General features: G+C 72.2%; 24 protein-coding genes and 1 pseudogene. 11 read left to right on the top strand and 14 right to left on the bottom strand.

Annotation, left to right across the window (positions count from 1 at the left end; genetic code table 11):
* The first annotated feature begins 12 nt into the window (after positions 1–12).
* On the top strand, positions 13–1,821 hold the full coding sequence (locus ACWG52_RS27715) for a bifunctional metallophosphatase/5'-nucleotidase (protein ID WP_390168016.1): 1,809 nt from the start codon (positions 13–15) through the stop codon (positions 1,819–1,821).
* 93 nt (positions 1,822–1,914) lie between these two features.
* Here the strand turns inward: ACWG52_RS27715 and ACWG52_RS27710 are convergent, their stop codons facing one another.
* The 5 genes from ACWG52_RS27710 to ACWG52_RS27690 all read right to left on the bottom strand — a co-directional run bounded on the left by ACWG52_RS27710 (position 1,915) and on the right by ACWG52_RS27690 (position 9,527).
* Positions 1,915–3,078, bottom strand: coding sequence for an ALF repeat-containing protein (locus ACWG52_RS27710; protein WP_453126243.1), 1,164 nt, complete (start codon positions 3,076–3,078; stop codon positions 1,915–1,917).
* A 141-nt stretch (positions 3,079–3,219) separates the two neighbouring features.
* Entirely contained in the window at positions 3,220–4,629 is a 1,410-nt protein-coding gene (locus ACWG52_RS27705) for a lysine N(6)-hydroxylase/L-ornithine N(5)-oxygenase family protein (RefSeq protein WP_389808710.1), read from the bottom strand.
* Positions 4,626–6,032 (bottom strand): pyridoxal phosphate-dependent decarboxylase family protein, encoded by a 1,407-nt coding sequence (locus tag ACWG52_RS27700; RefSeq protein ID WP_453126241.1) that lies wholly within the window; start codon positions 6,030–6,032, stop codon positions 4,626–4,628. The genes ACWG52_RS27705 and ACWG52_RS27700 overlap by 4 nt, the downstream gene beginning before the upstream one ends.
* Positions 6,033–6,588: 556 nt before the next feature.
* A complete protein-coding gene (gene pepN, locus ACWG52_RS27695; RefSeq protein WP_453126239.1) occupies positions 6,589–9,129 on the bottom strand; it encodes an aminopeptidase N in 2,541 nt (846 codons plus the stop codon).
* Positions 9,130–9,170: 41 nt separating this feature from the next.
* Entirely contained in the window at positions 9,171–9,527 is a 357-nt protein-coding gene (locus ACWG52_RS27690; RefSeq protein ID WP_030011627.1) for a chorismate mutase, read from the bottom strand.
* Between the two features lie 146 nt (positions 9,528–9,673).
* Here ACWG52_RS27690 and ACWG52_RS27685 point away from each other — a divergent pair, with 146 nt between their 5' ends.
* Entirely contained in the window at positions 9,674–10,093 is a 420-nt protein-coding gene (locus ACWG52_RS27685; protein ID WP_390167988.1) for a hypothetical protein, read from the top strand.
* Positions 10,090–10,428: a winged helix-turn-helix domain-containing protein gene (locus ACWG52_RS27680; RefSeq protein WP_389808701.1), complete on the top strand. Its 339-nt coding sequence runs from the start codon at positions 10,090–10,092 to the stop codon at positions 10,426–10,428. The genes ACWG52_RS27685 and ACWG52_RS27680 overlap by 4 nt, the downstream gene beginning before the upstream one ends.
* Before the next feature lie 607 nt (positions 10,429–11,035).
* Here the strand turns inward: ACWG52_RS27680 and ACWG52_RS27675 are convergent.
* Positions 11,036–11,788, bottom strand: a complete 753-nt coding sequence (locus ACWG52_RS27675) for a S1 family peptidase (RefSeq protein ID WP_375941545.1) — start codon at positions 11,786–11,788, stop codon at positions 11,036–11,038.
* A gap of 176 nt (positions 11,789–11,964) precedes the next feature.
* On the opposite strand from ACWG52_RS27675, the gene ACWG52_RS27670 reads away from it, so the two are divergent.
* Both ACWG52_RS27670 and ACWG52_RS27665 read left to right on the top strand, forming a co-directional pair.
* Positions 11,965–12,891 carry a hypothetical protein gene (locus ACWG52_RS27670; RefSeq protein ID WP_389808699.1) on the top strand — a complete coding sequence of 309 codons (927 nt, stop codon included), beginning with the start codon at positions 11,965–11,967 and terminating at the stop codon, positions 12,889–12,891.
* Between the two features lie 111 nt (positions 12,892–13,002).
* Positions 13,003–13,689, top strand: coding sequence for an HAD family acid phosphatase (locus ACWG52_RS27665; RefSeq protein WP_266440946.1), 687 nt, complete (start codon positions 13,003–13,005; stop codon positions 13,687–13,689).
* Between the two features lie 573 nt (positions 13,690–14,262).
* Here ACWG52_RS27665 and ACWG52_RS27660 read toward each other — a convergent pair.
* The 4 genes and pseudogenes from ACWG52_RS27660 to ACWG52_RS27645 form a co-directional block, all read right to left on the bottom strand.
* Positions 14,263–14,313, bottom strand: a pseudogene (locus tag ACWG52_RS27660) (hypothetical protein); the annotation flags it as partial.
* Between the two features lie 243 nt (positions 14,314–14,556).
* Positions 14,557–15,003 carry a VOC family protein gene (locus ACWG52_RS27655; RefSeq protein WP_389808695.1) on the bottom strand — a complete coding sequence of 149 codons (447 nt, stop codon included), beginning with the start codon at positions 15,001–15,003 and terminating at the stop codon, positions 14,557–14,559.
* A 79-nt stretch (positions 15,004–15,082) separates the two neighbouring features.
* Entirely contained in the window at positions 15,083–15,994 is a 912-nt protein-coding gene (locus ACWG52_RS27650; RefSeq protein ID WP_389808693.1) for an SDR family oxidoreductase, read from the bottom strand.
* Between the two features lies 1 nt (position 15,995).
* Positions 15,996–16,760, bottom strand: a complete 765-nt coding sequence (locus tag ACWG52_RS27645) for an SDR family oxidoreductase (protein ID WP_389808690.1) — start codon at positions 16,758–16,760, stop codon at positions 15,996–15,998.
* 56 nt (positions 16,761–16,816) lie between these two features.
* On the opposite strand from ACWG52_RS27645, the gene ACWG52_RS27640 reads away from it, so the two are divergent.
* The 5 genes from ACWG52_RS27640 to ACWG52_RS27620 are packed head-to-tail and all read left to right on the top strand — an operon-like array spanning position 16,817 to position 21,246.
* Complete coding sequence (locus ACWG52_RS27640; RefSeq protein ID WP_389808688.1) at positions 16,817–17,566, top strand: enoyl-CoA hydratase family protein; 750 nt, start codon at positions 16,817–16,819, stop codon at positions 17,564–17,566.
* Between the two features lie 20 nt (positions 17,567–17,586).
* Entirely contained in the window at positions 17,587–18,423 is an 837-nt protein-coding gene (locus ACWG52_RS27635) for a CoA transferase subunit A (protein WP_389809105.1), read from the top strand.
* Positions 18,420–19,175 (top strand): CoA-transferase subunit beta, encoded by a 756-nt coding sequence (locus tag ACWG52_RS27630; RefSeq protein ID WP_389808685.1) that lies wholly within the window; start codon positions 18,420–18,422, stop codon positions 19,173–19,175. The genes ACWG52_RS27635 and ACWG52_RS27630 overlap by 4 nt, the downstream gene beginning before the upstream one ends.
* 22 nt (positions 19,176–19,197) lie before the next feature.
* Positions 19,198–20,280, top strand: coding sequence for an NAD(P)H-dependent flavin oxidoreductase (locus ACWG52_RS27625; RefSeq protein WP_389809103.1), 1,083 nt, complete (start codon positions 19,198–19,200; stop codon positions 20,278–20,280).
* 30 nt (positions 20,281–20,310) lie between these two features.
* The gene (locus ACWG52_RS27620) at positions 20,311–21,246 is read left to right on the top strand and encodes a tyrosine-protein phosphatase (RefSeq protein ID WP_390167990.1); all 936 of its coding nucleotides are present in this window, start codon (positions 20,311–20,313) and stop codon (positions 21,244–21,246) included.
* Positions 21,247–21,329: 83 nt separating this feature from the next.
* Here the strand turns inward: ACWG52_RS27620 and ACWG52_RS27615 are convergent, their stop codons facing one another.
* Together ACWG52_RS27615 and ACWG52_RS27610 are read right to left on the bottom strand one after the other, a co-directional pair.
* Complete coding sequence (locus tag ACWG52_RS27615) at positions 21,330–23,015, bottom strand: DEAD/DEAH box helicase (RefSeq protein WP_389808679.1); 1,686 nt, start codon at positions 23,013–23,015, stop codon at positions 21,330–21,332.
* 101 nt (positions 23,016–23,116) lie between these two features.
* Complete coding sequence (locus tag ACWG52_RS27610; protein WP_030010141.1) at positions 23,117–23,320, bottom strand: cold-shock protein; 204 nt, start codon at positions 23,318–23,320, stop codon at positions 23,117–23,119.
* Positions 23,321–23,735: 415 nt separating this feature from the next.
* Here ACWG52_RS27610 and ACWG52_RS27605 point away from each other — a divergent pair, with 415 nt between their 5' ends.
* Positions 23,736–24,377: an SIMPL domain-containing protein gene (locus ACWG52_RS27605; protein WP_389808676.1), complete on the top strand. Its 642-nt coding sequence runs from the start codon at positions 23,736–23,738 to the stop codon at positions 24,375–24,377.
* Positions 24,378–24,443: 66 nt separating this feature from the next.
* Here ACWG52_RS27605 and ACWG52_RS27600 read toward each other — a convergent pair whose 3' ends face one another.
* Together ACWG52_RS27600 and ACWG52_RS27595 are read right to left on the bottom strand one after the other, a co-directional pair.
* Complete coding sequence (locus ACWG52_RS27600; RefSeq protein ID WP_161293436.1) at positions 24,444–25,601, bottom strand: acetyl-CoA C-acetyltransferase; 1,158 nt, start codon at positions 25,599–25,601, stop codon at positions 24,444–24,446.
* Between the two features lie 26 nt (positions 25,602–25,627).
* On the bottom strand, positions 25,628–26,257 hold the full coding sequence (locus ACWG52_RS27595) for a TetR/AcrR family transcriptional regulator (protein WP_161293438.1): 630 nt from the start codon (positions 26,255–26,257) through the stop codon (positions 25,628–25,630).
* Positions 26,258–26,265: the final 8 nt, after the last annotated feature.

The following is a 26,265-nucleotide window of genomic DNA, read 5'->3' as shown; positions in this document are numbered from 1 at the left end:
AAGGGAGATGGCATGGCGTTCGACCGTAGGACTTTTCTGGGCACTTCGGCCGCGACGGGTGCCGCTGTTGCGTTGGCGGGGGCCACGAGCTCCCCGGCCGTGGCGGCTGTGCAGGATGTGAAGGGGTCCGGTGCGGGGCCGCGGACGTACGCGTTCACGGTGATGGGTACGACCGACTTGCACGGGAATGTCTTCAACTGGGACTACTTCACGGACAAGGAGTTCGACGACAAGGCGCACAACGACGTCGGTCTGGCGAAGATCTCGACGTTGGTGGAGCAGGTGCGGGCGGAGAAGGGGCGGCGTAACACGCTGCTGATCGACGCGGGTGACACGATCCAGGGCACGCAGCTTTCGTACTACTACGCGAAGGTGGATCCGATCACCGCGCGGCGTGGTCCGGTGCACCCGATGGCGCAGGCGATGAACGCGATCGGTTATGACGCGGCGGCGCTGGGGAACCACGAGTTCAATTACGGCATACCGGTGCTGCGGAAGTTCGAGGAGCAGTGCGATTTCCCGCTGCTGGGGGCGAACGCGCTGGATGCGAAGTCGCTGCGGCCGGCGTTCGCGCCGTACAGCATGCACAAGCTGCGGACTCCGTGCGGGCGTGATGTGAAGGTGGCGGTGCTGGGGCTGACGAACCCGGGTATCGCGATCTGGGACAAGGCGAACGTGCAGGGGAAGATGACGTTCCCGGGGCTGGAGGAGCAGGCGGCGAAGTACGTGCCGAAGCTGCGGTCGATGGGCGCGGACGTGGTGATCGTGTCGGCGCATTCCGGTTCGAGCGGTACGTCCTCGTACGGGGACCAGTTGCCGTACATCGAGAACGCGGCGGGGCTGGTGGCGGAGCAGGTGCCGGGGATCGACGCGATCCTGGTGGGGCACGCGCACACGGAGATCCCGGAGTACCGGGTGAAGAACAAGGCGACCGGCAAGGACGTGGTGCTGTCGGAGCCTCTGAAGTGGGGTCAGCGGCTGACGCTGTTCGACTTCGAGCTGACGTGGGAGAAGGGCCGCTGGTCGGTGACGAAGGTCGCGGCGAAGGTGCTGAACTCGAACACGGTCGCGGAGGACAAGAAGATCACGCGGCTGCTGTCGGACGAGCACCGCAAGGTCGTGGCGTACGTGAACCAGGTGATCGGTACGTCGACGCAGGCGATGTCGTCGGCGGAGGGGGCGTTCAAGGACGTCGCGATCATCGATCTGATCAACCATGTGCAGGCGGAGACGGTGAAGGGGGCGCTGGCCGGTTCGGAGTGGGCGGCGCTGCCGGTGCTGTCGCAGGCGTCGTGCTTCTCGCGTACGGCGTCGATCCCGGCGGGTCAGGTGACGATCAGGGATGCGGCGGGTCTGTATCCGTTCGAGAACACGATGGAGGCGCGGCTGCTGACGGGTGCGCAGGTGAAGGACTACCTGGAGTACTCGGCGCGGTACTTCGTGCGGACGGCGCCGGGAGACGTGGTGGATCCGGCGAAGCTGACGAACGCGGAGAGCATCCCGGACTACAACTACGACGCGGTGTACGGGCTGACGTACGACATCGACATCGCGCAGCCGGCCGGGTCGCGGATCACGGGGTTGTCGTTCCAGGGGAAGCCGGTGGATCCGGCGGCGCAGTTCGTGTTGGCGGTGAACAACTACCGGGCGTCGGGTGGTGGGAACTTCCCGCACGTTCCGCAGGCCAAGCAGCTGTGGGCGAACTCGGACGAGATCCGTAACACGATCATCCAGTGGGTGAAGGCGAAGGGGACGATCGACGTCGCGCAGTTCGCGTCGGTGGACTGGCGTCTGACGCGGGCCGGGGTCGCGGTGTTCTAGGACACGCTCTGAGGGGTGTCTCGTCGGATCGGCCCGGCGGGGTGGCCGGTCGCGGTGTGCCGCGGCCGGCCACCCCTGGTGGTGCGGGTCCGGTCAGCGTGCGGCGCCTGCGCGGCGCATGCGGGCGGCGAGGAGCAGTCCGGCGCCGGCGGCGAGCGCGGTGCCCGCACCGCCGGCGATCATGGTGGTGTGGTCGCCCGCGCCGGTGGTGGCGAGGGGGGAGCCGTTGTGGCCCTGGGCGGTGACGGCGGTGTTGCCGGTGGTGGTGCCGTTGGTGCCGGAGCCCGTTCCGGTGCCGTTGCCGTCCTTGCCGTCCTTGCCGGGGGTCGGCTTTTCGTTGTTCTTGGCGGCCTGGTCCTTGGCGTGGGCTTCGTGCCGGCCCGTCTTGAGGAACTCGGTCCGGTCGGCGGGGGTGCCGGCGAGGGCGGCGCGGCCGGCCTTGACGAGTTCCGGACCACCACCGTCGATGATCTTCGCGATGGTGACGCGGTTGTCCTGGTCGCGGAGCTCGTACTGGGTCACTTCCAGGAAGTGGCGCAGCTCGGCCGGGGTCGACGGTCCGTTCAGGAGCTTGTCGATGGCCTCGGTCAGGATCGGGCCGTCCCAGCCCTCGTCGATGCGGGCCAGCTCGACCCGGTCGTCCTCGGCCTGGGCGAGGTGGCGGCCGGTCTTCAGGAACTCCGCGCGGTCGGCGGGGGTGCCCTTGAGTGCCTTCTTACCGGCTTCCTTCACGCCGGTGCCGCCGGTGCCGATGATCCGGGAGATCTCGACCTTGTTGTCGTCGTCGCGCAGCTCGTGCTGGGTCACGTCCCAGAAGTGGCGGAGCTTTTCGATGGTGTCGCCGTTGCTGAGGACCTTGTTGATGCCCTCCTTCAGGCCGGGGCCGGCGCCCGGGAGGAGGCGCAGGATCTCGATGCGGTAATCGTCCATGCGGATGTTGTGCTGGTCGACTTCGATGAACTTGCGCATGGCCTTGGGGCCGTCGGCGATGGCCTTGCGGCCGGCTTCTTGCATGAACTCGCTGGCCATCGGGTGGGCGATGATCGCGAGGATGGTCTTGCGGTCCTCTTCGGCCTGGTCGGGCACGGTCCGGTCCGACGTGGTCCGGTCCGGCACCGGCTGGTCCGGCGTGGTCGGTGCCGGGTGGTTGGCGTTGGCCGGGGCGTCGGGGCCGGCGGCGAACGCCGGTGACGCGATGAGGACGGCCGGAGCAAGGGCAGCGGTGGTCACCGCTGCGGCGATCCGGGAAAACTTCACAGACAAAACCCCCTGGAAACGTTTCTTCGACGGAAGAGACGTTCGACCCGCGCGGATAGTTGTACGAGTCACGCTCCTGCCCCTCGTCGCGGCCGCGGGACGGTGGGGGCGGGGGTCTCGATCACCGAACTGCGGGGCCTCTCAGGGGTGTTCGACGAGCGGGAGGAGTTCGCCGGCGGGGCGGGGGCGGGTGGGTTCGCGCTGGTCGAGGCCGAAGGTGGTGAAGGCGGTGCGATCCGGCTGGGGGTAGGGCTCCTTGCCGGTGAGGGTGTTGAGGATGGCGGCGCTGCGCCAGGCGGCGAGGCCGAGGTCGGGGGCGCCGACGCCGTGGGTGTGGCGTTCGCCGTTCTGGACGAAGATGCTGCCGGTGACGGTGGGGTCGAGGATCATCCGGTAGCGGTCGTCGATGCGGGGGCGGCCGGAGGAGTCCTTGCGCAGGTAGGGGTCGAGGCCTGCGAGGAGGTTGCCGAGGGGGCGTTCCTGGTAGCCGGTGGCGAGGACGACGGCGTCGGTGGTGAGGCGGGAGCGGGTGCCCTGCTCGGTGTGTTCGAGGTGGAGTTCGACCTTGGTGGTGGCGACGCGGCCGGCGGTGCGGACGCTGACTCCGGGGGTGAGGACGGCGTCGGGCCAGCCTCCGTGGAGGGTGCGGCGGTAGAGCTCCGCGTGGATGGCGGCGATGGTGTCGGCGTCGATGCCCTTGTGGAGTTGCCATTGGGCGGGGACGAGCTGGTCGCGTACGGGTTCGGGGAGGGAGTGGAAGTAGCGGGTGTAGTCGGGGGTGAAGTGTTCGAGGCCGAGCTTGGAGTACTCCATGGGGGCGAAGGAGGGGGTGCGGGCGAGCCAGGTGAGGCGTTCGCGGCCGACGGGGCGGGCGCGCAGGAGGTCGAGGAAGACTTCGGCGCCGGACTGGCCCGATCCGATGACGGTGACGTGTTCGGCGCCGAGGATGCGTCGGCGGTTGTCGAGGTAGTCGGCGGAGTGGATGACGGGGACGGTGGGGGCGTCGGCGAGGGGGCGCAGGGGTTCGGGGACGTAGGGGGCGGTGCCGATCCCGAGGGCGAGGTTGTGGGTGTAGGTGCGGCCGAGGGCTTCGGCTTCGCCGGTGGCGTCGAGTTGGGTGAAGTCGACCTCGAAGAGGTCGCGTTCGTGGTTCCAGCGGACGGCGTCGACCTGGTGGCCGAAGTGGAGTCCGGGGACGCGGCCGGCGACCCAGCGGCAGTAGGCGTCGTATTCCGCGCGGTGGATGTGGAACTGCTCGGCGAAGTAGAAGGGGAAGAGACGTTCCTTGTGCTTGAGGTAGCTGAGGAAGCTCCAGGGGCTGGCGGGGTCGGCGAGGGTGACGAGGTCGGCGAGGAAGGGGACCTGGAGGGTGGCGCCTTCGATGAGGAGTCCGGGGTGCCAGCGGAAGTCGCGGCGCTGGTCGTAGAAGGCGGTGGCGAGTTCGCCGGCGCCTTGTCGGGGCAGCCCGTCGGCGAGGGCGGCGAGGGACAGGTTGAAGGGGCCGATCCCGATTCCGACGAGGTCGTAGGGGGCGTCGAGCTGGGCGGTCATCGGTGGGTGCTGCCTTCCAGGAGGGAGATGAGCTGGTCCAGGTCCCCCGCTGTGGTGTGCGGGTTGAGCAGGGTGGCTTTGAGCCAGAGGCGGCCGTCGGCGTGGGTGCGGCCGAGGACGGCGCGGCCTTGGTGCAGGAGGGTGCGTCGCAGGGTGGCGAGGTGGTCGTCGTCGGCGTGGGTGGGCCGGAAGAGGACGGTGGTGAGGGTGGGGGGTGCGTGGAGTTCGAAGCCAGGGTGGGCGTCGAGGAGTCGGGCGAGGTGGTGTGCGGTGTCGATGGTGCGGTCGACGAGTGCGGCGAGGCCGTCGCGGCCCAGGGCCCGGAGGGTGATGGCGATCTTGAGGGCGTCGGGGCGGCGGGTGGTGCGCAGGGAGCGGCCGAGGAGGTCGGGCAGGCCGGCTTCGGTGTCGTCGGTGGCGTTGAGGTAGTCGGCCTGGTGGGCGAGGGGGGCGAGGAGGGTGGTGTCGGGGACGGCGAGGAGGCCTGCGGCGACGGGCTGCCAGCCGAGTTTGTGCAGGTCGACGGTGAGGGAGTGGGCGCGGTCGAGTCCGGCGACCTTGTCGCGGTGGCGGGGGCTGAGGGCGAGGAGGCCGCCGTACGCGGCGTCGATGTGGAGGTCGGCGCCGTAGCGGTCGCAGAGGTCGGCGATGCGGTGGATCGGGTCGATGAGGCCCGCGTCGGTGGTGCCGGCGGTGGCGGTGACGAGGGTGGGGCCGGGGGTGGCGGCGAGGGCCTCGGCGAGGCGGGCGGGGTCGAGGACGCCGGCGGGGGTGGGGATCTCGGTGGCCGGGGGCAGGCCGAGGAGCCATGCGGCGCGGGGGACGGAGTGGTGGGCGTTGGCCCCGTGGAGGACGGTGAGGGCGGGGCCGTGGCGTTCGCGGGCGAGGAGTACGCCGAGTTGGTTGGCCTCGGTACCGCCGGTGGTGACGAGGGCGTCGGCGTGGGGGGTGGCGTAGAACTCGGCGGCGAGGGTGCGGGTGAGGAGGGCTTCGACGGCGGAGGCGGCGGGGGCCTGGTCCCAGGAGTCGAGGGAGGGGTTCAGGGCGCTCGCGGCGAGGTCGGCGGCGGCCGCGACGGCGAGCGGGGGGCAGTGCAGGTGGGCGGCGCAGAGCGGGTCGGCGGGGTCGGCGGCGCCTGCGGCGAGGGTGTGTACGAGGGTGCGGAGGGCTTCGTGCGCGCCGGTGCCGTGGGCGGGGAGTACGCCGGCGTCGCCGAGGGCGGCGTGGACGCGGGCGGTGACGGCGGTGGGGCCGCCGGCGGGGAGGGGGCCGCGGCGTTCCTCGGCGCCGGTGGTGAGGGCGTCGAGGACGGTGTCGAGGAGGGGGCGCAGGGCGGCGGCGCCGTGGGGGCCTCCGGCGAGCGGGGGTGTCGCGGGTGCGCGGTTGCCGGGCGGCGCGGTCATCGGGGTCCCTCCGGGGCCGGGCGGCCGGTTCGGCCGGGCTCGGCGGGTTCGGCCGGGCCGTTGCGGGGCGGTGCGGTGCGGTGCGGGCCGTTGCGCGGCGGGCACCGCCCCGACCGGTACAACGATCAGACCCGAATGGGGTAACCGCCGGGGTTTGTCCGGAGTCGGTCGGTCGACCGGGGCCCTGCGGGCGCCCGGGTGCCCTGCGGGCGGCTCGGCCGGGACCCTGCGGGCAGCTCGGCGGGGACCCTGCGGGCGGCTCGGCGGGGGCGTTGCCGGGGCGAGTGTGCCGGGGCGGCTTGCCGGTACGGGGCGGGCCCCGTACGGGGGCGGGGTGCCGGGGCGGGGGCGCGGTGGGGGCCGGGGCCGGGGCGGGGTGTCGTCCGGGACTGCATGATTTATGGCGCCCTGGCGGTGGTGCCGCGTTACGGGCCGTTCTTGCGCCAACAAATCACGTTCTACGTCCCGGACAACACCCCGCCCCGTCCCCGTCCCCGCCCTGGCTCCCCCATCCGACCGTGCCGCCTTGGCCCCGTCTGTACCTTCCTGCTACCCGTCAGGCCTTCGGGCCGGAGCGGACCTTCAGGGCGCGGGCCAGGTCGTCGAGTTGGTCGACCAGTTTGCGGCGCAGGAGGGGGAGGATGTCCGGGTTCTGGAGGCAGGTGTGGCCGGCCTGGAGGTTGGACTCGTCGATGGCGTACGCGGGGAACGCCCAGCGGCCGGCGGCTTCGCCGATGGCCGGGCCGCGGCGGGCGCCGAGGGCGACGGCCTCCGGGTAGTAGCGGGTGACGTACGGCGTGAGCAGTTCGGCCTGTTCGGGCTGCCAGAAGCCCTGGGCGGTGGCGCTGAAGAGGTAGTTGGACAGGCTGTCGTCGTGGAAGAGGCGGTCCCAGGCGGCCGCCTTGGCCTCGGGGGTGGGGAGGGCGGCGCGGCAGCGGGCGGCGCCTTCCTGGCCGGTGGCGCTGGTGTCGGCGGCGAGGGCGGCGTCGATCTCGCTCTCGCCGACGGCGCCGAGGACGGCGAGGCGGCCGAGGATGCGCCAGCGCAGTTCGGGGTCGAGGGCGGGGCCGCCGGGGACGGTGTCGTCGGTGAGCCAGGCGGCGATGGTGTCGGGCTGGGTGGCGCTGTCGACGAGGGTGCGTACGGCGGTCAGCCGCATGCCGGGTTCGGAGCCGTCCTCGGTGCGCCGCAGCAGGTCGCGGGCGATGGTGGTGAGGGTGTTGAGCGCGCCGGACTGTTGTTCGGGGGCGAGGTGGCGGACGGCGACCTGGGTGCGGGCGAAGCCGAGGACGCCTTGGACGATGGCCAGGTCGTCCTCCTCGGGCAGGTGTGCGGCGGCGGTGTTCAGGTAGTCGTGGGGGTCGAGTTCGCCGTCGCGGACCATGTCGCGCAGGGCGTTCCAGACGACGGCGCGGGTGAGGGCGTCGGGGATGCCGGAGAGGCCGCGCAGGGCCGTTTCGAGGGAGGTGTCGTCGAGCCGGATCTTGGCGTAGGAGAGGTCGACGTCGTTGAGGACGAGGAGGGCGGGGCGGGCTCCGGTGACCGAGATGATCTCGTCGGAGGGGATGTCGAGGTCGAGGAGCTCGCGCAGTTCGAGGAAGCGGCCGTCGACGGGGTCGCGGTCGTAGATGCCGACGGCGATGTGGTGGGGGCGGCTGCCGCGGCGGTCGACGGCGAGGGTCCAGCCGGCGGCGGTGTCGGGGCGGCCTTCGGATTCCTCGACGCGCGGGGTGAGGGTGTCGATGCCGGTGGTGCGCAGCCAGATGTCGGCCCAGGCGCGGACGTCGCGGTCGGTGTGGGCGGCGAGGGAGTCGATGAAGTCGGCGAGGGAGGCGTTGGCGAACTTGTGGCGGGCGAAGTGGGTGTTGATGCCGGCCAGGAAGTCCTTCTCGCCGAGCCAGGCGACGAGTTGGCGTAGGGCGGAGGCGCCCTTGGCGTAGGAGATGCCGTCGAAGTTGAGGAGGGCGGAGGCGGTGTCGGGGACGTCGTCGGGGGTGGGGGCGACGGGGTGGGTGGAGGGGCGTTGGTCGGCGTCGTAGCCCCAGGGCTTGCGGGTGACGCCGAAGTCGGTCCAGGTGTCGGTGAAGCGGGTGGCTTCGGTGAGGGTCTGGTAGCCCATGTATTCGGCGAAGGATTCGTTGAGCCAGATGTCGTCGAACCAGGCGAGGGTGACGAGGTCGCCGAACCACATGTGGGCCATCTCGTGGGCGATGACCATGGCGCGGGACTGGCGTTCGGTGTCGGTGACGGCGGAGCGGAAGATGAACTCGTCGCGGAAGGTGACGAGTCCGGGGTTCTCCATGGCGCCGGCGTTGAACTCGGGTACGAAGGCCTGGTCGTAGGAGTCGAAGGGGTAGGGCTCGGTGAACTTCTCCTGGTACCGGTCGAAGCAGGCCTTGGTGACGGAGAGGATCTCCTCGGCGTCGACGCCCATGTGGGGTGCGAGGGACTGGCGGCAGTGGATGCCGAAGGGCAGTCCGGCGTGTTCGGTGCGGATGCTGTGCCAGGGGCCGGCGGCGACGGCGGCGAGGTAGGTGGAGATGAGGGGGGTGGGGGCGGACTTCCAGATGCCGGCGCCGCTGCCGTCGGGGGCGTCGGCGGTGCGGGTGGTGATGCCGTTGGCGAGGACGGTCCAGTGGGCGGGGGCGGTGACGGTGAATTCGAAGACGGCCTTGAGGTCGGGCTGGTCGAAGGCCGGGAAGACCCGCTGGACGTCGTCGAGGAACATCTGGCTGTAGACGTACGTCTGTCCGTCGGCGGGGTCGGTGAAGCGGTGCAGGCCCTCGCCGGTGCGGGAGTAGCGCATCCGGGTGTCGAGGTGCAGTTCGTGGGGGCCTTCGGTGAGGCCGGTGAGGGGGAGGCGGTCGTCGGCGAGGGTTGCCGGGTCGAGGGGGGTGCCGTCGAGGGTGGCGGAGCGCAGTTCGACGGGCTTCAGCTCGATGAAGGTGTCTGCGGCGGTGCGGGCCGTGAACCGGACGACGGTGGTGGAGTCGAAGGTCTCGTCGTCGTCACCGGTGAGGTCGAGGGTGACGGCGTAGTGCTGGACGTCGAGGAGCTGGGCTCGGAGCTGCGCTTCGTTGCGCGTCAGTGAGGACATGGGGCCCATGCTGCCGCAGTGGGCGGCCGGACCCCGGTCCTTTACTCTTCGCCCGCGGCGATCGTCTCGTGGTGGCGGATGACCTCGGCGATGATGAAGTTGAGGAGCTTCTCGGCGAAGGCGGGGTCGAGTTTGGCGTTCTCGGCGAGCTGGCGCAGGCGGGCGATCTGGCTGGCTTCGCGGCCCGGGTCGGCGGGGGGCAGTTGGTGCCTGGCCTTGAGGTGGCCGACCTGCTGGGTGCACTTGAAGCGTTCGGCGAGCATGTGGACGACGGCGGCGTCGATGTTGTCGATGCTGTCGCGGAGGCGGGCGAGTTCGGCGGTGACGCTCTCGTCGATGCCCGCGGCGTCGTCGGCCGCGCCCGTGCCGGTGCCGTTGTCGAGGTCGCTGATGTTCATGGTTCCCGAGAATACGTGGCGGCGGCCGCCGGTTCCTCCGGCAGTCGGCCTGTGAGACACCGCCTTTTTACTTGCTGGATTGGAAAGTACTCGCCATAGTGGAAATCGACCGGGGAAGGTCATCCGCGTGCGAGCGAGGGGGAACCATGGAGGAGACGGCGAAGGCGGTCGGGGCTCTCGGCCGGGCGGCCGGTGTGGAGCGGGCGGCGCGGCGGCACACTGGCTGGTACGCGCGCTACCTCTGGGTGTTCGCGGCCGGGCAGCTGGTGCTCGTGCCGATCGCGGTGCTGTGGCGCGGGCCGGTCTCGGCGGTGGTGTTCACGCTGACCAACGGGCTGCTCGTGGCCGGGCTGAGCGTGTACGCGGCGCGGCAGAGCGTGATGCGGCGGGGGGCCGGGAAGAAGCACGTCCTACTGGTGGCGTCCTGGGCGACGCTGTTCGCCCTGACGGTCACGCTCGGCACCGCGGTGTTCGGCCACGGCGTGCCGTTCGCGGCGGTGGCCGCGGTGGCGTGTGCGCTGCCCCTGGCCATCGGTGCCTGGACCGAGACGCGGAGGACGACATGACGGACGAGCCGACCGCGGACGCCGGGGCGGAGGCGAAGCGGGGCGGGCATCCGCGGCACGATCTCGCGCCGCTGCTCAACGCGCCCGTACGACTGTCGGTGGTGGCGGCGTTGGCTCCGCTGGACAAGGCCGAGTTCGGTTTCGTACGGGACCTGGTCGAGGTCTCGGACTCGGTGCTGTCCAAGCAGGTCGCGGCGCTGGAGGAGGCCGGCTGGGTGGAGGTCCGCAAGGGCCGGGTCGGGCGGCGTCCGCGCACCTGGCTCTCGCTGACCACCGAGGGCCGGGCGGTCTACCAGCGGCATCTGGCGGCGCTGCGGGCCATCGCGCTGGGTTAGGCCGGAGGACCGGGTCGGAGCGGCAGGGCGGCCGTGACGAGGGCGGCCGCCTTCGGGGGGCCGCAGGCGTCGGCGATGCGGACCTCCAGGCCCGCCGGGACGGTGCGCAGGGTGACCCGTACGGCGGGGGCGGGGGCGCGGGCCGGCTGCGCCGGGGCCTCCCGGGGCTCCGCCCCGGACCTCGCGCCTCAAACGCCGGCGAGGCTTGATCGGGGGCTGAGCCGGACCGCGGCGCGTACACCCGCGAGGCTTGGTCGGGGGCTGAGCCGGACCGCGGCGCGTACACCCGCGAGGCTTGGTCGGGGGCTGAGCCGGACCGCGGCGCGTACACCCGCGAGGCTTGGTCGGGGGCTGGGGCGGCCCCCGTCGCGCGCGGGGCCGGTCTCCGTAGCAGGCGGGCGGTGATGGCGGGTGGGACGCGGGAGTCGCCGACGGCTGCCGCGCGGACCGCTTCAACCAGCACGGCCCCACGTTCGCCCGCTGCCGCCACCGGTCGTCCCCCGTGGGACCGGGGTGCGGGTCGGGTCGCCACCGCACGGCGAAGGGGCTCGCCCTTCCGGCCGGTGCGTGACCGGTCGGAAGGGCGAGGGGGACGTGCGGGGGGGAGCTACATGCCGGCCGCGGCGCTCTTGATCGCGGCGGCGAAGGTGGAGACCTCGGTGTAGACGCCGGGGTAGTTCGGCCGCGCGCAGCCTTCGCCCCAGCTGACTATGCCGACCTGGATCCAGGCGTTGTTGTTGTCGCGGCGGAACATGGGGCCGCCGGAGTCGCCCTGGCAGGTGTCGACGCCGCCCTGGGGCAGGCCGGCGCAGATCTCCTCGCTCGGGACGAGGTCGCTGCCGTAGGAGCTCTGGCAGCTTGCGTCGGAGACGAAGGGGACGTTGGCCTTCAGGAGGTAGCGCTGCTGGCCGCCGCCTTCGCGGGCGGCTCCCCAGCCGGCGACGGTGAAGGTGCCGTTGTCGTAGGCCTTGGTGTCGGCGATCTTGAGGGTGGGCAGGTTGATGGGCTTGGCGAGCTTGATGAGGGCCCAGTCCTTGCCCTTGCCGTTGTAGCCGGGGGCCTGGAGGACCTTGGTGGACTTGACCTTGATGGCGCTGGAGCTGTTGAGGTCGACGACTCCGGCGGTGGCGGTGATGGAGGTGTTGTTGCCGGAGCCGCTCACACAGTGGGCGGCGGTGAGGACGATCTGCTGGGTGTAGAGGGCGCCCCCGCAGCCCATGGAGAGGCGCACCATGAAGGGGAACTCGCCCTGCGCGGCGCGGGTGCCGCCGACGACGGGTGCCGGGCCGGCGGTGGCGGTGCCGGGCTGGAGGCTGACGGCGGCGAGGGCGACGGCGCCGACGGCGAGGGTGCGCTTCATCAACTGCACAAGGGTGGTCACAGTCAACACACTGCCTTTCGTGGGGGGTTGGGCTGTGCGTGCGCGTCATCGGGTGAATGACGGGTCCATGACACAACAGGCGTACGGCGGACATCAAGAAGGCAATTTCGGCCAACTCCCGCCCCAGCGGCAGGGATTGCGGTAAGGAGGGCTCGATGACGCAGAACCGGGGGCGGAGCGGGCCCATCGAGCACGGATTTCCGCATCTGGCGACCGTGCACGCCTCGATCACCGCGCTCTTCCGTCGACTGTCGGCCGACGGGATCCGCGCCTACGACACAAGCTTCGCCTCCGCGGACGCCGCCTTCGACGCCGGCGACGACCTCCACCTGGGCGCGCAGCGGGTGGCCGCCGCCACGGTGCGGGCATTACGGCTGCCCGACGCGCGCATGGTGGTCTCCTTCCGGGAGATGGAGCAGGCCGCCACCGTGGAGCTCGCCGCGGGTCCGGAATACTTCGTCGAGGTCAACGACCGTTTCCGCACCCACCGCCGGGACCTGGCGGCCGCCCTCGCGCACGAGGTGACCCACGTCCTGCTGCACCGACTGGACCTGCGCTTCCCCGGGACCGTCGAGAACGAGATCCTCACCGACACCGCCGCCGCGTACCTGGGGGCGGGTTGGCTGCTCCTGGACGCCTACCGCGAGGACGCGCTGACCCACCAGAGGTTCGGCTATCTCACGCCGGAGGAGTTCGGCTACGTCCTGGCCAAGCGCGCCGCCCTGTTCGGCGAGGATCCGGCCCCCTGGTTCACCAGCCCCCAGGCGTACGAGGCCTACGTGCGCGGGCGCGCCCTGGCCGAGCGCGACCACCGCCGGGCCCCGCTGACGGCCGCCGGACCACTGGCGCGGCGGCGGTACGCGAAGGCGCGGCGCGCGGGAGCGGGGGCGGAGGCGGGAGCCGGGGCGGAGGTGAGGGCCGCCGACGGCTCGGCGTACCGCTTCGAACAGGACGGGAGTGACGCCGGGTTGCGGGTGAGCCTCCCGTGTCCGGTGTGCGCGCAGCGACTGCGGGCGCCGGTGTGCGGGCGGCTGCGGGCCCGGTGCGGGCTGTGTGCGACCGTCCTCGACCGCACCACGTAGATCATTCATCACGCGGCTACGAAAAGTTTCCTACCGGCCAGTAGACAGGGGGTCGGTTCTCGCCAACTCTGGTCACGTACATGCCAATCCCGTGACCGAGGAGCGCCCCCCATGCGCAGCACCCGCCGCACCCGTATGCCCCGTACCGCCGCCGTCGGCGTGGCCGCGGCCGCCGCCGTCCTGACGCTGGTTCCGGCCACCGCCGCCCAGGCCGCGCCCGTCCCGGCGCCGGCGCCCGTGTCCGCGCCGTCCGCCGCCCCGGCCGCCTCGGCGCCCGGCGGCAACGCCGCGATCCTCGGCATCGACTACGCCACCTGGCAGCGGGACGTCGCCGCCGTGATCGACGCGGCCCGGCCCGCCATCGAGGCGCGCATCGCCGCCTCGCCCGCCGGGGAGAAGCCCGCCCTCGTCCTGGACATCGACAACACCTCGCTGGAGACGGACTTCCACTGGTTCTGGACCTTCCCGACCCCCGCGATCAGCAAGGTCCGCGCGCTGACCCAGTACGCGCACGCGCGCGGTGTCGCGATCTTCTTCGTCACCGCCCGCCCCGGCATCATCCAGTCCCTCACCGAGCACAACCTCAAGGCCGTGGGCTACCCGGTCTCGGGGCTCTACGTCCGTGACCTGCCCGACCTGTTCGACGAGGTCAGTGCCTACAAGACGGGCAAGCGGGCGGAGATCGAGGCGCGCGGCTACACGATCATCGCCAACATCGGCAACAGCCCGACCGACCTCGTCGGCGGTCACGCGGAGCGCACCGTCAAGCTGCCGGACTACAACGGCAAGCTCTCCTGACCGAGGGCGGCGCCCTCGGGGCGGCGGACGGTGCGAGCCCGCCGCCCCGACACCGCGATCCTCGGTCGAGGCCGGCACCACCCCGCCCCGGGCCGTCACGGTCACCTCGCGGCCGGCCCCGGTGACCCGCCTGGATGTCCTCCTGTCGTGGGGAACGCGAACCGGCCCGGCTGGGACCGGCCGTACTGGCCTGCGCGCGGGCCGTGTGGCGCGAGCCGTACGGCCCGGGACGCGCCGGCCGGGCCGGCCCGGGCGGCGGCCACGCGGCCTCAGGACCGGCGGCCGGCGGTCTCGGAACAAGAAATGGACAACATGATGGGCTGGTTGCGGTTCAGCGAGTGGATGTAGCGGGTAGTCATAGGACATCGCACCGATGAAGACTCGGGCCCGACCCCTCGCCAGGGGGCCGGGCCCGCTTCCGTGCCGGGCCGTTCTCAGCCCTCCTGGGTGATGCGCATGCGGTCGTCGCCGAGCCGTAGTGCCTGGCAGGCCAGGATGTAGCCCTCGGCGAGGTCCGCAGCAGGCGCTGCAGGCACCCTGCCGGCAGGAATACGGGGCCAGGAGTCCGGCGGCGAGCATGGCGTCGAGCAGCGGGGTGCCGGCGGGCCAAGGGACGGTGTGCACGGTCCCGTCGAGCTCCACCTGCGCGGTGGGCCGGTCCCCGGCCGGCTCGACGGGACCGATCGCCCCGGTCACCGGGGTCCTCCCGGCTGCGGTGGTGTGTGGTGCCGCAGCCGGTAGGCGGGGGGGGGGTGGGCGCGGGCGGGAGGCCGTGTTCCCGCTGAGCGGGAAAGACCGTCCGTGCCGGGGCCGCCGCCGAGCGACAGCCCGCCCGGACCTGATCCCGCCCCCTTCCCGCCGCCCGAGTCACCCGCCCGCGCTGGGCGGGTCCGCGACGTTCAGTTGCCAGGACACGCCGAAGCGGTCGTCCACCCAGCCGAACCGGGCGCTGAACCCGTACGCGCCCAGGGGCATCAGCTCGGTGCCCCCCTCGGCGAGGGCCCCGTAGAGGCGTTCGATCTCGGCGTCGTCCTCGCACTGGACGTACAGCGACATCGAGGGCGTGAAGCCGAACGCGTGCCGGGCCGGGCTGTCGATGCACATGAACTGCTGCCCGGCCAGCGAGAAGATCGCGTGCCGCACGGTGCCCTCGGGCCCGGCTCCGGGTCCGGTCTCGTCGGGGCCGTAGCGACTGATGGCGACCACCTCCGCGTCGTCGAACAGCGAGAGGTAGAAGGTCATCGCCTCCTCCGCCCGCCCTTCGAACATCAGGAACGTGGTGATCTTCTGCGGGGGCGGCGTGCCGGCCATCATCGATGCGGGTCCCTTCGGCTCTTGTCCCGGACCAGGAACCTTAGCTTCCGGCCCTGCTTCCGGGGCCGGACCGGGGCGGCTACCGCGCGCCGTACACGGGCAGCGGCGCCTGGGCCGCCGCGAGGAGTTCCGAGGTGGCCTCGCCCGCCTCCGCCGGGGTCCAGCGCCCGCCCCGGTCCGCCGTGGGGCCCGGCCGCCAGCCCTCCATCACGGTGATCCGGCCGCCCTCCACCTCGAAGACCCGGCCCGTGACCCCCGCCGAGGAATCCGCGCCCAGCCACACCACCAGTGGGGAGACGTTCTCGGGGGCCATCGCGTCGAAGCCGCCCGCCCCGGGGGCGGCCATGGTCTCGGCGAAGGTCCGCTCCGTCATCCGGGTCCGGGCCGCCGGGGCGATCGCGTTGACCTGGACCCCGTACGGGCCCATCTCCTGCGCCGCGACCAGCGTGAGGCCGAGGATCCCGGCCTTGGCCGCGCTGTAGTTGCCCTGCCCGACGGAGCCCAGCAGGCCGGCCCCGGAGGAGGTGTTGACCGCCCGGGCCGCGACCGGCCGGCCCGCCTTCGCCTCCGCCCGCCACCACGCGGCCGCCGACCGCAGCGGCAGGAAGTGGCCCTTGAGGTGGACCCGCATGACGGCGTCCCAGTCGTCCTCGTCGAGGTTGATGAGCATCCGGTCCCGCAGGAAGCCCGCGTTGTTGACGAGGGTGTCGAGGCGGCCGAAGCCGTCCACGGCCGCCTCGACCAGCGAGGCCGCGCCCTTCGGGGTGGCGATGTCACCGCCGTGCGCGAGGGCCTGCCCGCCCAGCTTCTCGATCTCGGCGACCACCTGGGCGGCCGGGCTGTCCGGCCCCGGCAGCCCGTCGAGCCCGACCCCGAGGTCGTTCACGACGACCTTCGCCCCCTCCGCCGCGAAGGCCAGGGCATGGGCACGCCCCAGCCCCCGCCCCGCGCCCGTCACGATCACGACCCGGCCCTCGCACAGTCCCGCCATGTCAGTTCTCCTTGTTGACAGTTGCCGCATCCAAGAACGCCGGGCGCTCCCCGCCCCCGTGCACGAGCAGGCTCGCCCCGCTCACGTACGCCGCCCGGTCCGAGGCCAGGAACACCGCCGCCTCCCCCACGTCCGAGGGTTCGGCCAGGCGCCCCAGCGGGACGGTGGCGCCGACCGCCGCGATGCCGGCCTCGTCGCCGTAGTGCAGGTGGGACAGTTCCGTCCGCACCATGCCGAGGACCACCGAGTTGACCCGTACGTCGGGGGCCCATTCGACGGCCATGGACCGGGCCAGGTTCTCCAGCCCCGCCTTGGCGGCGCCGTACGCGGCCGTCCCGGGTGAGGGGCGGGTTCCACTGACGCTGCCGATCATGACCACCGAGCCCCGGGCCGCGCGCAGCCAGGGGTGGGCGGCGAGGGAGGCGGTCAGCGGGGCGAGCAGGTTGAGTTCGACGACCCGCGCGTGACGCTGTGCCTCGCCCTCGCCCAGCAGCCGGTACGGGGTGCCGCCCGCGTTGTTGACCAGGCAGTCGAGTCGCCCGTACCGGTTCGCGACCGCGCCGAAGAAGTCCTGGACGGCGGCCGGGTCGCGTAGGTCGACCGGGGTGAAGGTGGCCTTCCGGCCGTCCGCCGACACCGTCTCCTCCGGGGGCCGCCGGGCGCAGACGACCACGTCCGCGCCGGCCGCGAGGAACGACCGGGCGATTCCGGCGCCGACGCCCCGGGTTCCTCCGGTGACGACGACAACCCTCCCGTCGAGCTCCATAGGCTGCTACCTTCCTCACCTAACAAATGTTTGGTGGAAAGGTAGCTGATCCGCTCATGGGTGTCTCCACCTCAAGCCCCGAGAAGGGCATCGCACTCGTCACAGTCGACTTCCCGCCCGTCAACGCGCTTCCGGTGCAGGGCTGGTACGACCTCGCCGACGCCCTGCGGGCGGCCGGCCGCGACCCCGAGATCCGGTGCGTCGTGCTCGCCGCCGAGGGCCGCGGCTTCAACGCCGGCGTCGACATCAAGGAGATGCAGCGCGACACCGGACACACCGCGCTCGTCGGCGCCAACCGGGGCTGCTACGAGGCCTTCGCCGCCGTCTACGAGTGCGAGGTGCCGGTCGTGGCGGCCGTGAACGGGTTCTGCCTGGGCGGCGGCATCGGGCTCGTCGGGAACGCCGACGCGATCGTCGCCTCCGAGGACGCCACCTTCGGGCTGCCCGAGCTGGACCGGGGCGCGCTCGGCGCCGCCACCCACCTGGCCCGGCTGGTCCCGCAACACCTGATGCGCACGCTGTACTACACCTCGCGCACCGCGACCGCCGCCGAGCTGCACGCCCACGGCTCGGTCTGGCGGGTGGTGCCGCGCGCGGAGCTGCGCGCGGCCGCCCTGGAGCTGGCCGCCGAGATGGCGAAGAAGGACGGCTACCTGATCCGGCTGGCGAAGGCGGCCATCAACGGGATCGACCCCGTGGACGTGCGCCGCAGCTACCGCTTCGAGCAGGGCTTCACCTTCGAGGCCAACCTCAGCGGGGTGGCCGACCGGGTCCGCGACACCTTCGGGAAGGGAGAGAGCGCGTGAGCGGCAGGACGGACAAGGTCATGACCCCCGAAGAGGTGGTCGGGCAGCTGCGCAGCGGAATGACCCTCGGGATCGGCGGCTGGGGGTCCCGGCGCAAGCCCATGGCCCTGGTGCGAGCGCTGCTCCGCTCCGAGATCACCGATCTGACCGTGATCTCCTACGGCGGCCCCGACGTCGGCCTGTTGGCCGCCGCCGGCCGCATCCGCAGGCTGGTGGCCCCCTTCGCCACCCTCGACTCGATCCCGCTGGAGCCCCACTTCCGGGCCGCCCGCGAGCGCGCCGCCTTCACCCTCACCGAGCTCGACGAGGCCATGTTCATGTGGGGCCTGCACGCCGCCGCCAACCGGCTCCCCTTCCTCCCGGTCCGGGCCGGCCTCGGCTCCGACGTGATGCGGGTCAACCCGGAGCTGCGTACGGTCACCTCCCCCTACGACGACGGCGAGGAGCTCGTCGCCGTCCCGGCCCTGCGCATGGACGCCGCCCTGGTCCACCTCAACCGCGCCGACCGCCTCGGCAACGCCCAGTACCTGGGCCCGGACCCGTACTTCGACGACCTGTTCTGCGAGGCCGCCGACGCCGCCTACGTCTCCTGCGAGCAGCTCGTCGAGACCGCCGAGCTCGCCAAGTCCGGTCCCCCGCAGTCCCTGCTCGTCAGCCGGCACTCCGTGACCGGGGTCGTGGAGACCCCGAACGGCGCGCACTTCACCTCCTGCGTCCCCGACCACGACCGCGACGAGGCCTTCCAGAAGCTGTACGCGGCCACCCCCTGGGACGAGTTCTCGGCCCGTTTCCTGTCCGGGTCGAGCGAGCACGACTACCAACTGGCCGTCCGGACCTGGCACGAGGAGCAGCAGTGACGACCACCGACACCACCACCGCCCCCCGCACCGTCTCCCGCGCCGAGTACTGCGTGATCGCCTGCGCCGAGGCCTGGCGCGACAACGGCGAGGTGCTGGCCAGTCCGATGGGCCTGATCCCCTCCTTCGGGGCCCGGCTCGCCAAGCGGACCTTCTCCCCCGACCTGCTGCTGACCGACGGCGAGGCGATGCTCGTCGGGCTGGACGGTACGGCCGAGGGCTGGCTCCCGTACCGGCGCCATCTGACGATGGTCACCGGCGGCCGGCGGCACGTGATGATGGGCGCGAGCCAGATCGACCGGTTCGGCAACCAGAACATCTCCTGCATCGGCGACTGGGAGCGGCCCTCGCGCCAGCTCCTCGGGGTGCGCGGCGCACCCGTCAACACCCTCAACAACCCGGTGAGTTACTGGGTGCCCAAGCATTCGAAGCGGGTGTTCGTCGAGCGCGTCGACATGGTCAGCGGGGTCGGCTACGACCGGGCGGAGGCGGCCGGGGTGACCCGCTTCCACCGCCTGCCCCGGGTGGTCAGCGATCTCGGGGTGTTCGACTTCGCCGGGCCCGGTCATGCGATGCGGCTGGCTTCCGTGCATCCGGGCGTCACCGTCGAGGACGTCCTGGCGGCGACCGGCTTCGAGCCGGCGGTCACGGGCGAGGTCCCGTTCACCCGCGAGCCGACCGCCGAGGAGCTGCGGCTGATCCGTGAGGTGATCGACCCCAAGGGGTTGCGCGACCGGGAAGTGCGGGTCTGAGGCGATGGGGCGGACGATGACGATACGGACGGCCTTCACCGAGCTGGTCGGGGTCGAGCACCCCGTCGTGCAGACGGGCATGGGCTGGGTCGCCGGGCCCCGGCTGGTCTCGGGCGCGGCCGGCGCGGGGGCGTTGGGCATCCTGGCCTCGGCCACGATGACGCTGGAGCAGCTGCGTGCGGCGGTCCGCGAGGTGAAGGCCCGTACGCCCGAGGGGACTCCGTTCGGGGTCAATCTGCGGGCGGACGCCGGGGACGCGGCCGAGCGGGCGCAGCTGATCATCGACGAGGGGGTGCGGGTCGCCTCGTTCGCGCTCGCGCCCTCCAAGGAGCTGATCGGGCGGCTCAAGGACGCGGGTGTGGTCGTCATCCCGTCGATCGGGGCCAGGCGGCACGCCGAGAAGGTGGCCGCCTGGGGGGCCGACGCGGTGATCGTGCAGGGCGGCGAGGGCGGGGGTCACACGGGGGACGTGGCCACGACGGTGCTGCTGCCGCAGGTCGTGGACGCCGTGGACATCCCGGTGATCGCCGCGGGGGGCTTCAGCGACGGGCGCGGCCTGGTCGCGGCCCTGTCGTACGGGGCCGCGGGCATCGCCATGGGCACCCGCTTCCTGCTGACCTCGGACTCGACCGTCCCGGACGCCGTGAAGGCCGAGTATCTGAAGGCCACGGTCAAGGACGTCACCGTCACCACGGCCGTCGACGGGCTGCCGCACCGCATGCTCCGTACGGAGCTGGTCGACTCGCTGGAACGGGCGGGCCGTACCCGGGCGCTGGTCCGGGCGGTGCGACACGCGGCCGGCTTCCGGAAGCTGTCCGGCCTGAGCTGGTCGCAGATGGTCCGCGACGGGCTCGCGATGAAACACGGCAAGGACCTCTCCTGGAGCCAGGTCCTGCTCGCCGCGAACACCCCCATGCTCCTCAAGGCGTCCATGGTCGAGGGCCGTACGGACCTCGGCGTCATGGCATCGGGCCAGGTCGCGGGGGTGATCGACGATCTTCCGTCCTGCGCGGAGCTCGTCTCCCGCGTCATGGCCGAAGCACAACAGGCAATCGAAGCACTCGAAGCACTGCACTCGCTCCGCACCCTGCCACCACCAGGGTGATCCCCCTTCTCCGTCACAGGAGTCGCCCCTATGAGCCGTGCCCGTATCCGCCTGGCGACCGCGGCGGCCGCCGCCGCTCTCGCCGTCGGAATCCTGCCCGCCTCCGCGTACGCGGCGGCGGCACCCGGAGCCGGGGTCAGCGCCCGGCACCACCAGTACCAGACACGAGCTGAAACGATTCGCCAGATTCCCCTCCAGGGCGCCGTCAACCTCCGGGACGTCGGCGGCTACCGCACCTGGACCGGCGGTCAGGTCCGCCAGGGACTGGTCTACCGCTCCGACGCGCTGAGCAAGCTGACCGCAGCCGACGTCACCACCGTCGCCGGTCTCGGCCTCAAGAAGGTCGTCGATTTCCGCATTCCGATGGAGCTCCAGTACGACGGCGCCGACCGGCTGCCCGCCGGCCTCTCCCCCACCTCGCGCCCCGTCAGCGACCTCGGCCTCTACGGAACCCTCGTCGGCGCGATCGGCAGCGGCGATCCCGTCGTCCAGGAGCAGATGCTCGGTGGCGGCCGCGCCGAGGCCTACATGCGCGACATCTACCGCACCTTCGTGAGCAGCCCCGAGAACCGGGCGCAGTTCGCGGCGACCCTGCGGGAGATCGCCGACGGCCGGCAGGGCCCGGTCCTGTACCACTGCACGTCCGGCAAGGACCGGACCGGCTGGATGAGTTACGTCCTGCTGCGCGCCCTCGCCGTCCCCGAGGACACCGCGGAGCGCGACTACCTGGCGTCGAACACCTTCCGCGCCGCCTACGACGCCCAGGTGCGGGCGGGCCTCGAGCAGTCGGGCCGGATGCAGAACCCGGACCTGCTGATCCCGCTCCAGGAGGTCCGCCAGGACTACCTGGACTCGGCGACGGCGCAGATGGAGGCCGACTACGGCGGCTTCTACGGCTATCTGACGCAGGGCCTCGGCCTGGACCTGCGGACGCTCGCGAAGCTGCAGGACCGGATGGTCCGGTAGCGGGCGGTCCGGTAGCGGACAGCACGACGCCGGGCGGTGCTTCCCGCGCCGCCCGGCGTCGTCGTGTGCGTGTCCGGGGTGGGTCAGACCGCCCGGCGCCGGCCCTGGCCGCCGGAGCCGACCCGGCTGCGCGCGGAGGCCGCGGCGGCGCCGCCACCACTGCCACCGGTGCCGCGTCGGCCGCGCTCGCCGGAGCCACCGGCCGCCGCGCCGCCGCCCTGGCCGCCGCGCCGGGCCTGGCCCGAACCGGAAGCCGCCGGGGCCTGCCCGGAGGAGGCACCTCCACCGCTACGACGGCCGCGACCGCCGGCCGCCGGAGCGCCGCCCGTCGCGGAACCCGTGCGCGGCCCGCCGCCCGAGCGGCGGCGCGCGCCGGAGCCCGAACCGGAGCCGGAGCGCTGCTTGGGCGCGGTCGGCTGCGGAACCTCCAACACCACCGGGATGCCCGAGGGCTCCTTGGCGCCGGTCAGTCGGGCCAGCTCCTCGTCGGAGGACTTGATCTGCGCGGTGCGCGGGGAGATCCCGGCGTCCGACATCAGCCGGGTCATGTCCCGCTTCTGGTCGGGGAGCACCAGGGTGACCACGCTGCCGGACTCACCGGCACGAGCGGTACGGCCGCCACGGTGCAGGTAGTCCTTGTGGTCGGTGGGCGGGTCCACGTTGACGACGAGGTCGAGGTCGTCGATGTGGATGCCGCGCGCCGCGACGTTCGTGGCGACCAGCGCGGTGACCTCGCCCGTCTTGAACCAGTCGAGCGTGCGGTTGCGCTGCGGCTGGGAGCGGCCGCCGTGCAGGCCGGAGGCGCGCACGCCGTCGGCGAGGAGCTTCTTGACCATGCGGTCGACCCCGCGCTTGGTGTCGACGAACATGATCACCCGGCCGTCGCGAGCGGCTATACGCGTCGCCACGGCCTTCTTGTCGGTCTCGTCCATGACGTACAGGACGTGGTGCTCCATGGTGGTGACCGCGCCGGCCGACGGGTCGACGGAGTGGCCGACCGGGTCGGTCAGGAACATCTTGACGAGCTTGTCGATGTTCTTGTCCAGCGTCGCGGAGAACAGCATCCGCTGGCCGCCGGCCTCGACCTGCTTGAGGAGCGCCGTGACCTGCGGCATGAAGCCCATGTCGGTCATCTGGTCGGCCTCGTCGAGGACGGTGATCGAGACCTGCGAGAGGTCGGCGTCACCGCGGTCGATGAGGTCCTTCAGCCGGCCGGGCGTGGCGACGAGCACCTCGGCGCCGCGGCGCAGGGCGCCGGACTGCCGGTTGATCGACATGCCGCCGACGACGGTGGCGATACGCAGGTTGACGGCCGTGGCGTACGGGGCCAGGGCGTCGGTGACCTGCTGCGCGAGCTCACGGGTCGGTACGAGGACCAGCGCGAGCGGCGCCTTCGGCTGCGCGCGGCGGCCGGCGGTACGGGCCAGCAGCGCCAGGCCGAAGGCCAGCGTCTTGCCGGAGCCGGTGCGGCCGCGGCCGAGCAGGTCACGGCCGGCGAGGGAGTTCGGCAGGGTCGCGGCCTGGATCGGGAACGGCTCGGTGACGCCCTGGGCGGCGAGGGTCTTCAGCAGCGCCTCGGGCATGTCCATGTCGCCGAACGACTCGACCGGCGGCAGCGCCGGGGCGATCGGCTCGGGCATGGTGAATTCCTGGGGCCGGGCGACGGGCGCGGACTTCTGCCGTCCCGCGCCAGACTTCGGACGCCCCTGGGCCGCACCTCGACCCCGGGTGGGGCGGCGGCTGGGTCGTGCGGAGCTGGAGCTGGTCATGCGAGAAAGCCCTCCTGAAACCGGCAGGTAAAACAAAGGTCGAAACAGCAGACAAGCCGGGGCCCGCACCTCGCGGTGCGGACCCCGGCATGCTGAAGAACTTAGGCGGGGATGATGTTCTCCGCCTGGGGGCCCTTCTGGCCCTGGGTGACGTCGAAGGACACGCGCTGGCCCTCCTGGAGCTCACGGAAGCCCTGGGTGGCGATGTTCGAGTAGTGGGCGAAGACGTCCGGGCCGCCACCGTCCTGCTCGATGAAGCCGAAGCCCTTTTCCGAGTTGAACCACTTCACGGTGCCAAGTGCCATTTTAAATCTCCTGAATAGGCGGCAAAGGGCCCCATCCGGAGATTCCGGCAAAACAATAAAAGCGCCTGCGGAGCATTCCCGTCAGGCGCACATAAAGTTCATGGGTACCACAACTGCAACGAGCTCTAAGCTAGCACACCTCGCTGCGGGGAGTCCCGGAGCGAAGGGTGTGACCTGCGCCCTCCGACGGACGGGCCGCGGTGGGCCGGCCGGGTGCGATGTGCGTGGTCGGCGGGCCGGAGGCCCTGCCCCCCTTGGGCCGTGGGCCCTCCGGATCACGCGCGGCACGATCCCCCGGGCGGCCGGCCCGATCCGCCCTCGGCGAAAAGATTCACCCCTTCGGGTCGGTCCGGCGAGCCGGCCGGGGCCGCGGAAGCCCCTGGCGGCCGTCCGCGCCAGCTGCTTTGATCATGGAATGGCAGCGATCAAGGAGCCCTGGGGGCTCAGTGTGCTCGGCGCGGGCAGCGTGTCCGCCGAACCCCGACTCGCCCACGTGGACCTGGCGGTCGATCTTCTCGCCCCGACCCCGAAGGCGGCCTTCGCCGAGGCGGGCACGGCCGTGACCCGGCTGCGGGCCGTCCTGCGCGAGCACGGCGTACCGGACTCCGACGTGTCCGGCTCCCGGCTGCAGCTCACCTCGCAGTACCGGGGCTACGGCGCCGACCGGACCTTCCACGGCTACGCCTGCGTGGCCACGTACACGGTACGGACGGAGGAGCTGTCCGGGCTGGAGCTGCTGATCGAGGACGCGGTCACGGCCGGCGCGAACCGCGTCGACGCCGTGCGGTTCGAGGTGGACGACAAGCCCGCGATGCGCGACGAGGCCCGGCGCCGGGCGGTGGCGGCCGCCCGGCGCAAGGCCGAGGTGTACGCGCAGGCGTGCGGGCTGCGGCTGGGGCCGGTCATCCACATCGAGGACGTCGACCCGGAGTCGGTGGGCGGCCACAGCCACGGCCGCCGCACGGGTGGGGACCCCGAGGACGACGGCGCCCTCACCCCGGGCTCGGTGCGCGTGGAGGCGGCCGTGCTCCTGGGCTTCTCCCTGCTCCCCGAATAGACGGTCCCGCCGCCGGAGCCGCCGGAGCCGCTACAGCCGCTACAGCCGCTACAGCCGCTACAGCCGCTACAGCCGCTCGATGATCGTGACGTTGGCCTGGCCGCCGCCCTCGCACATGGTCTGGAGGCCGTAGCGGCCTCCGGTGCGTTCCAGTTCGTGCAGGAGGGTGGTCATCAGCTTCACCCCGGTGGCGCCCAGCGGGTGGCCCAGGGCGATCGCGCCGCCGTTGACGTTGACCCGCTCCGGATCGGCGCCGGTCTCCTTCAGCCAGGCCAGCACCACCGGGGCGAACGCCTCGTTGATCTCCACCAGGTCGATGTCGGCCAAGGACATGCCGGTCTTCTTCAGCGCGTACGCCGTCGCCGGGATCGGCGCGGACAGCATGCGGATGGGGTCCTCGCCCCGTACCGAGAGGTGGTGGATGCGGGCGCGCGGGCGCAGGCCGTGTTCCCGTACCGCCCGCTCGGAGGCGATCAGCATCGCGGCCGCGCCGTCCGAGACCTGGGAGGAGACGGCCGCCGTGATGGTGCCGCCCTCGACCACCGGCTTGAGGGTGGCCATCTTCTCCAGGGTCGTGTCCCGGCGCGGGCCCTCGTCCACGCCCACGTCCCCGTACGCCACCGTCTCGCGCGCGAACCGGCCCTCGTCGATGGCGCGGATCGCCCGCCGGTGGGAGCGCAGCGCGAACTCCTCCATGTCCTGCCGGCTGATGCCCCACTTCTTCGCGATGAGCTGCGCGCCGTGGAACTGGTTCACCGGGGCGTCCCCGTACCGGGCCCGCCAGCCCGCCGAGCCCGCGTACGGGCCCTCGGTGAGGCCGAGCGGTTCCGCCGCCTGCCGGGAGGCGAAGGCGATGGGAATCATCGACATGTTCTGGGTGCCGCCCGCGACCACCAGGTCCTGGGTGCCGGACAGGACGCCCTGCGCCGCGAAGTGCACGGCCTGCTGCGAGGAGCCGCACTGGCGGTCGACGGTGACCCCGGGCACCTCCTCGGGCAGGCCGGCCGCCAGCCAGGCGGTCCGGGCGATGTCACCGGCCTGCGGCCCCACCGTGTCGAGGCAGCCGAACACCACGTCCTCCACGGCGGCCGGGTCCGCCCCGGACCGCTCGATCAGTGCCTTCAGGACGTGTGCGCCCAGGTCGGCCGGGTGGACGGCGGCCAGGCCGCCGTTCCGCCGCCCCACGGGGGTGCGTACCGCTTCGACTATGTAGGCCTCGGGCATCGGGACTCCTCGGACGGTCGGGGCTGTCAGGTGGGGCGCAGTGCGATCCCGTCCAGCACCATCGACAGGTACTGGCGGGCGATCTCCTCGGGGCTGTGCTGTCCGCCCGGCCGGTACCAGGAGGCCGCCACCCACACCGTGTCGCGCACGAAGCGGTAGGTGAGGCGGATGTCGAGGTCGGCGCGGAAGACCTGGGCCTCGACCCCTCGTTCCAGCGTCCCCAGCCAGGCCTTCTCGAACTTCTGCTGCGAGTCGGACAGGTAGTGGAAGCGGGGCTGTGCGGAGAGGGTGCGGGACTCCTTCTGGTAGATGGCGACGGCGGCGCGGTGCCGGTCGATCTCCCGGAAGGACTCGGTGACGAGGGCCTCGATGGTCTCCCTGGGGCCCAGACCCGCGGCGAGGACGGTGTCGTACCCGTCCCACAGTTCGGTCAGGAAGGCCGAGAGGATCTCGTCGAGCATCGATTCCTTGGAATCGAAGTGGTAGTAGAGGCTGCCGGCGAGCATGCCGGCGGCGTCGGCGATCTTGCGGACGGTGGTGGCGTTGTAGCCCTGCGCGGCGAAGACCTCGGCGGCGGTGTCGAGGAGTTCCCGACGCCGTTCGGGGGAGGCCGTCACCTGTGGCTTCTTCTGGGATGTCGGCTTGTTCGTTGGCACGCGTCCAT

This window comes from Streptomyces sp. CLCI03, assembly GCF_053615355.1.
Note: the sequence above shows the minus strand (reverse complement) of the source record. Positions and strands in the feature narration are given on the sequence as shown.

Bases quoted from the DNA above. Each gene is read 5' to 3' on its own strand.
- ACWG52_RS27715 (WP_390168016.1), top strand. From the start codon at position 13: ATGGCGTTCGACCGTAGGACTTTTCTGGGCACTTCGGCCGCGACGGGT.
- ACWG52_RS27705 (WP_389808710.1), bottom strand. From the start codon at position 4,629: ATGACCGCCCAGCTCGACGCCCCCTACGACCTCGTCGGAATCGGGATC.
- ACWG52_RS27700 (WP_453126241.1), bottom strand. From the start codon at position 6,032: ATGACCGCGCCGCCCGGCAACCGCGCACCCGCGACACCCCCGCTCGCC.
- pepN (WP_453126239.1), bottom strand. From the start codon at position 9,129: ATGTCCTCACTGACGCGCAACGAAGCGCAGCTCCGAGCCCAGCTCCTC.
- ACWG52_RS27690 (WP_030011627.1), bottom strand. From the start codon at position 9,527: ATGAACATCAGCGACCTCGACAACGGCACCGGCACGGGCGCGGCCGAC.
- ACWG52_RS27685 (WP_390167988.1), top strand. From the start codon at position 9,674: ATGGAGGAGACGGCGAAGGCGGTCGGGGCTCTCGGCCGGGCGGCCGGT.
- ACWG52_RS27680 (WP_389808701.1), top strand. From the start codon at position 10,090: ATGACGGACGAGCCGACCGCGGACGCCGGGGCGGAGGCGAAGCGGGGC.
- ACWG52_RS27675 (WP_375941545.1), bottom strand. From the start codon at position 11,788: ATGAAGCGCACCCTCGCCGTCGGCGCCGTCGCCCTCGCCGCCGTCAGC.
- ACWG52_RS27670 (WP_389808699.1), top strand. From the start codon at position 11,965: ATGACGCAGAACCGGGGGCGGAGCGGGCCCATCGAGCACGGATTTCCG.
- ACWG52_RS27665 (WP_266440946.1), top strand. From the start codon at position 13,003: ATGCGCAGCACCCGCCGCACCCGTATGCCCCGTACCGCCGCCGTCGGC.
- ACWG52_RS27655 (WP_389808695.1), bottom strand. From the start codon at position 15,003: ATGATGGCCGGCACGCCGCCCCCGCAGAAGATCACCACGTTCCTGATG.
- ACWG52_RS27650 (WP_389808693.1), bottom strand. From the start codon at position 15,994: ATGGCGGGACTGTGCGAGGGCCGGGTCGTGATCGTGACGGGCGCGGGG.
- ACWG52_RS27645 (WP_389808690.1), bottom strand. From the start codon at position 16,760: ATGGAGCTCGACGGGAGGGTTGTCGTCGTCACCGGAGGAACCCGGGGC.
- ACWG52_RS27640 (WP_389808688.1), top strand. From the start codon at position 16,817: ATGGGTGTCTCCACCTCAAGCCCCGAGAAGGGCATCGCACTCGTCACA.
- ACWG52_RS27635 (WP_389809105.1), top strand. From the start codon at position 17,587: ATGACCCCCGAAGAGGTGGTCGGGCAGCTGCGCAGCGGAATGACCCTC.
- ACWG52_RS27620 (WP_390167990.1), top strand. From the start codon at position 20,311: ATGAGCCGTGCCCGTATCCGCCTGGCGACCGCGGCGGCCGCCGCCGCT.
- ACWG52_RS27615 (WP_389808679.1), bottom strand. From the start codon at position 23,015: ATGACCAGCTCCAGCTCCGCACGACCCAGCCGCCGCCCCACCCGGGGT.
- ACWG52_RS27610 (WP_030010141.1), bottom strand. From the start codon at position 23,320: ATGGCACTTGGCACCGTGAAGTGGTTCAACTCGGAAAAGGGCTTCGGC.
- ACWG52_RS27605 (WP_389808676.1), top strand. From the start codon at position 23,736: ATGGCAGCGATCAAGGAGCCCTGGGGGCTCAGTGTGCTCGGCGCGGGC.
- ACWG52_RS27600 (WP_161293436.1), bottom strand. From the start codon at position 25,601: ATGCCCGAGGCCTACATAGTCGAAGCGGTACGCACCCCCGTGGGGCGG.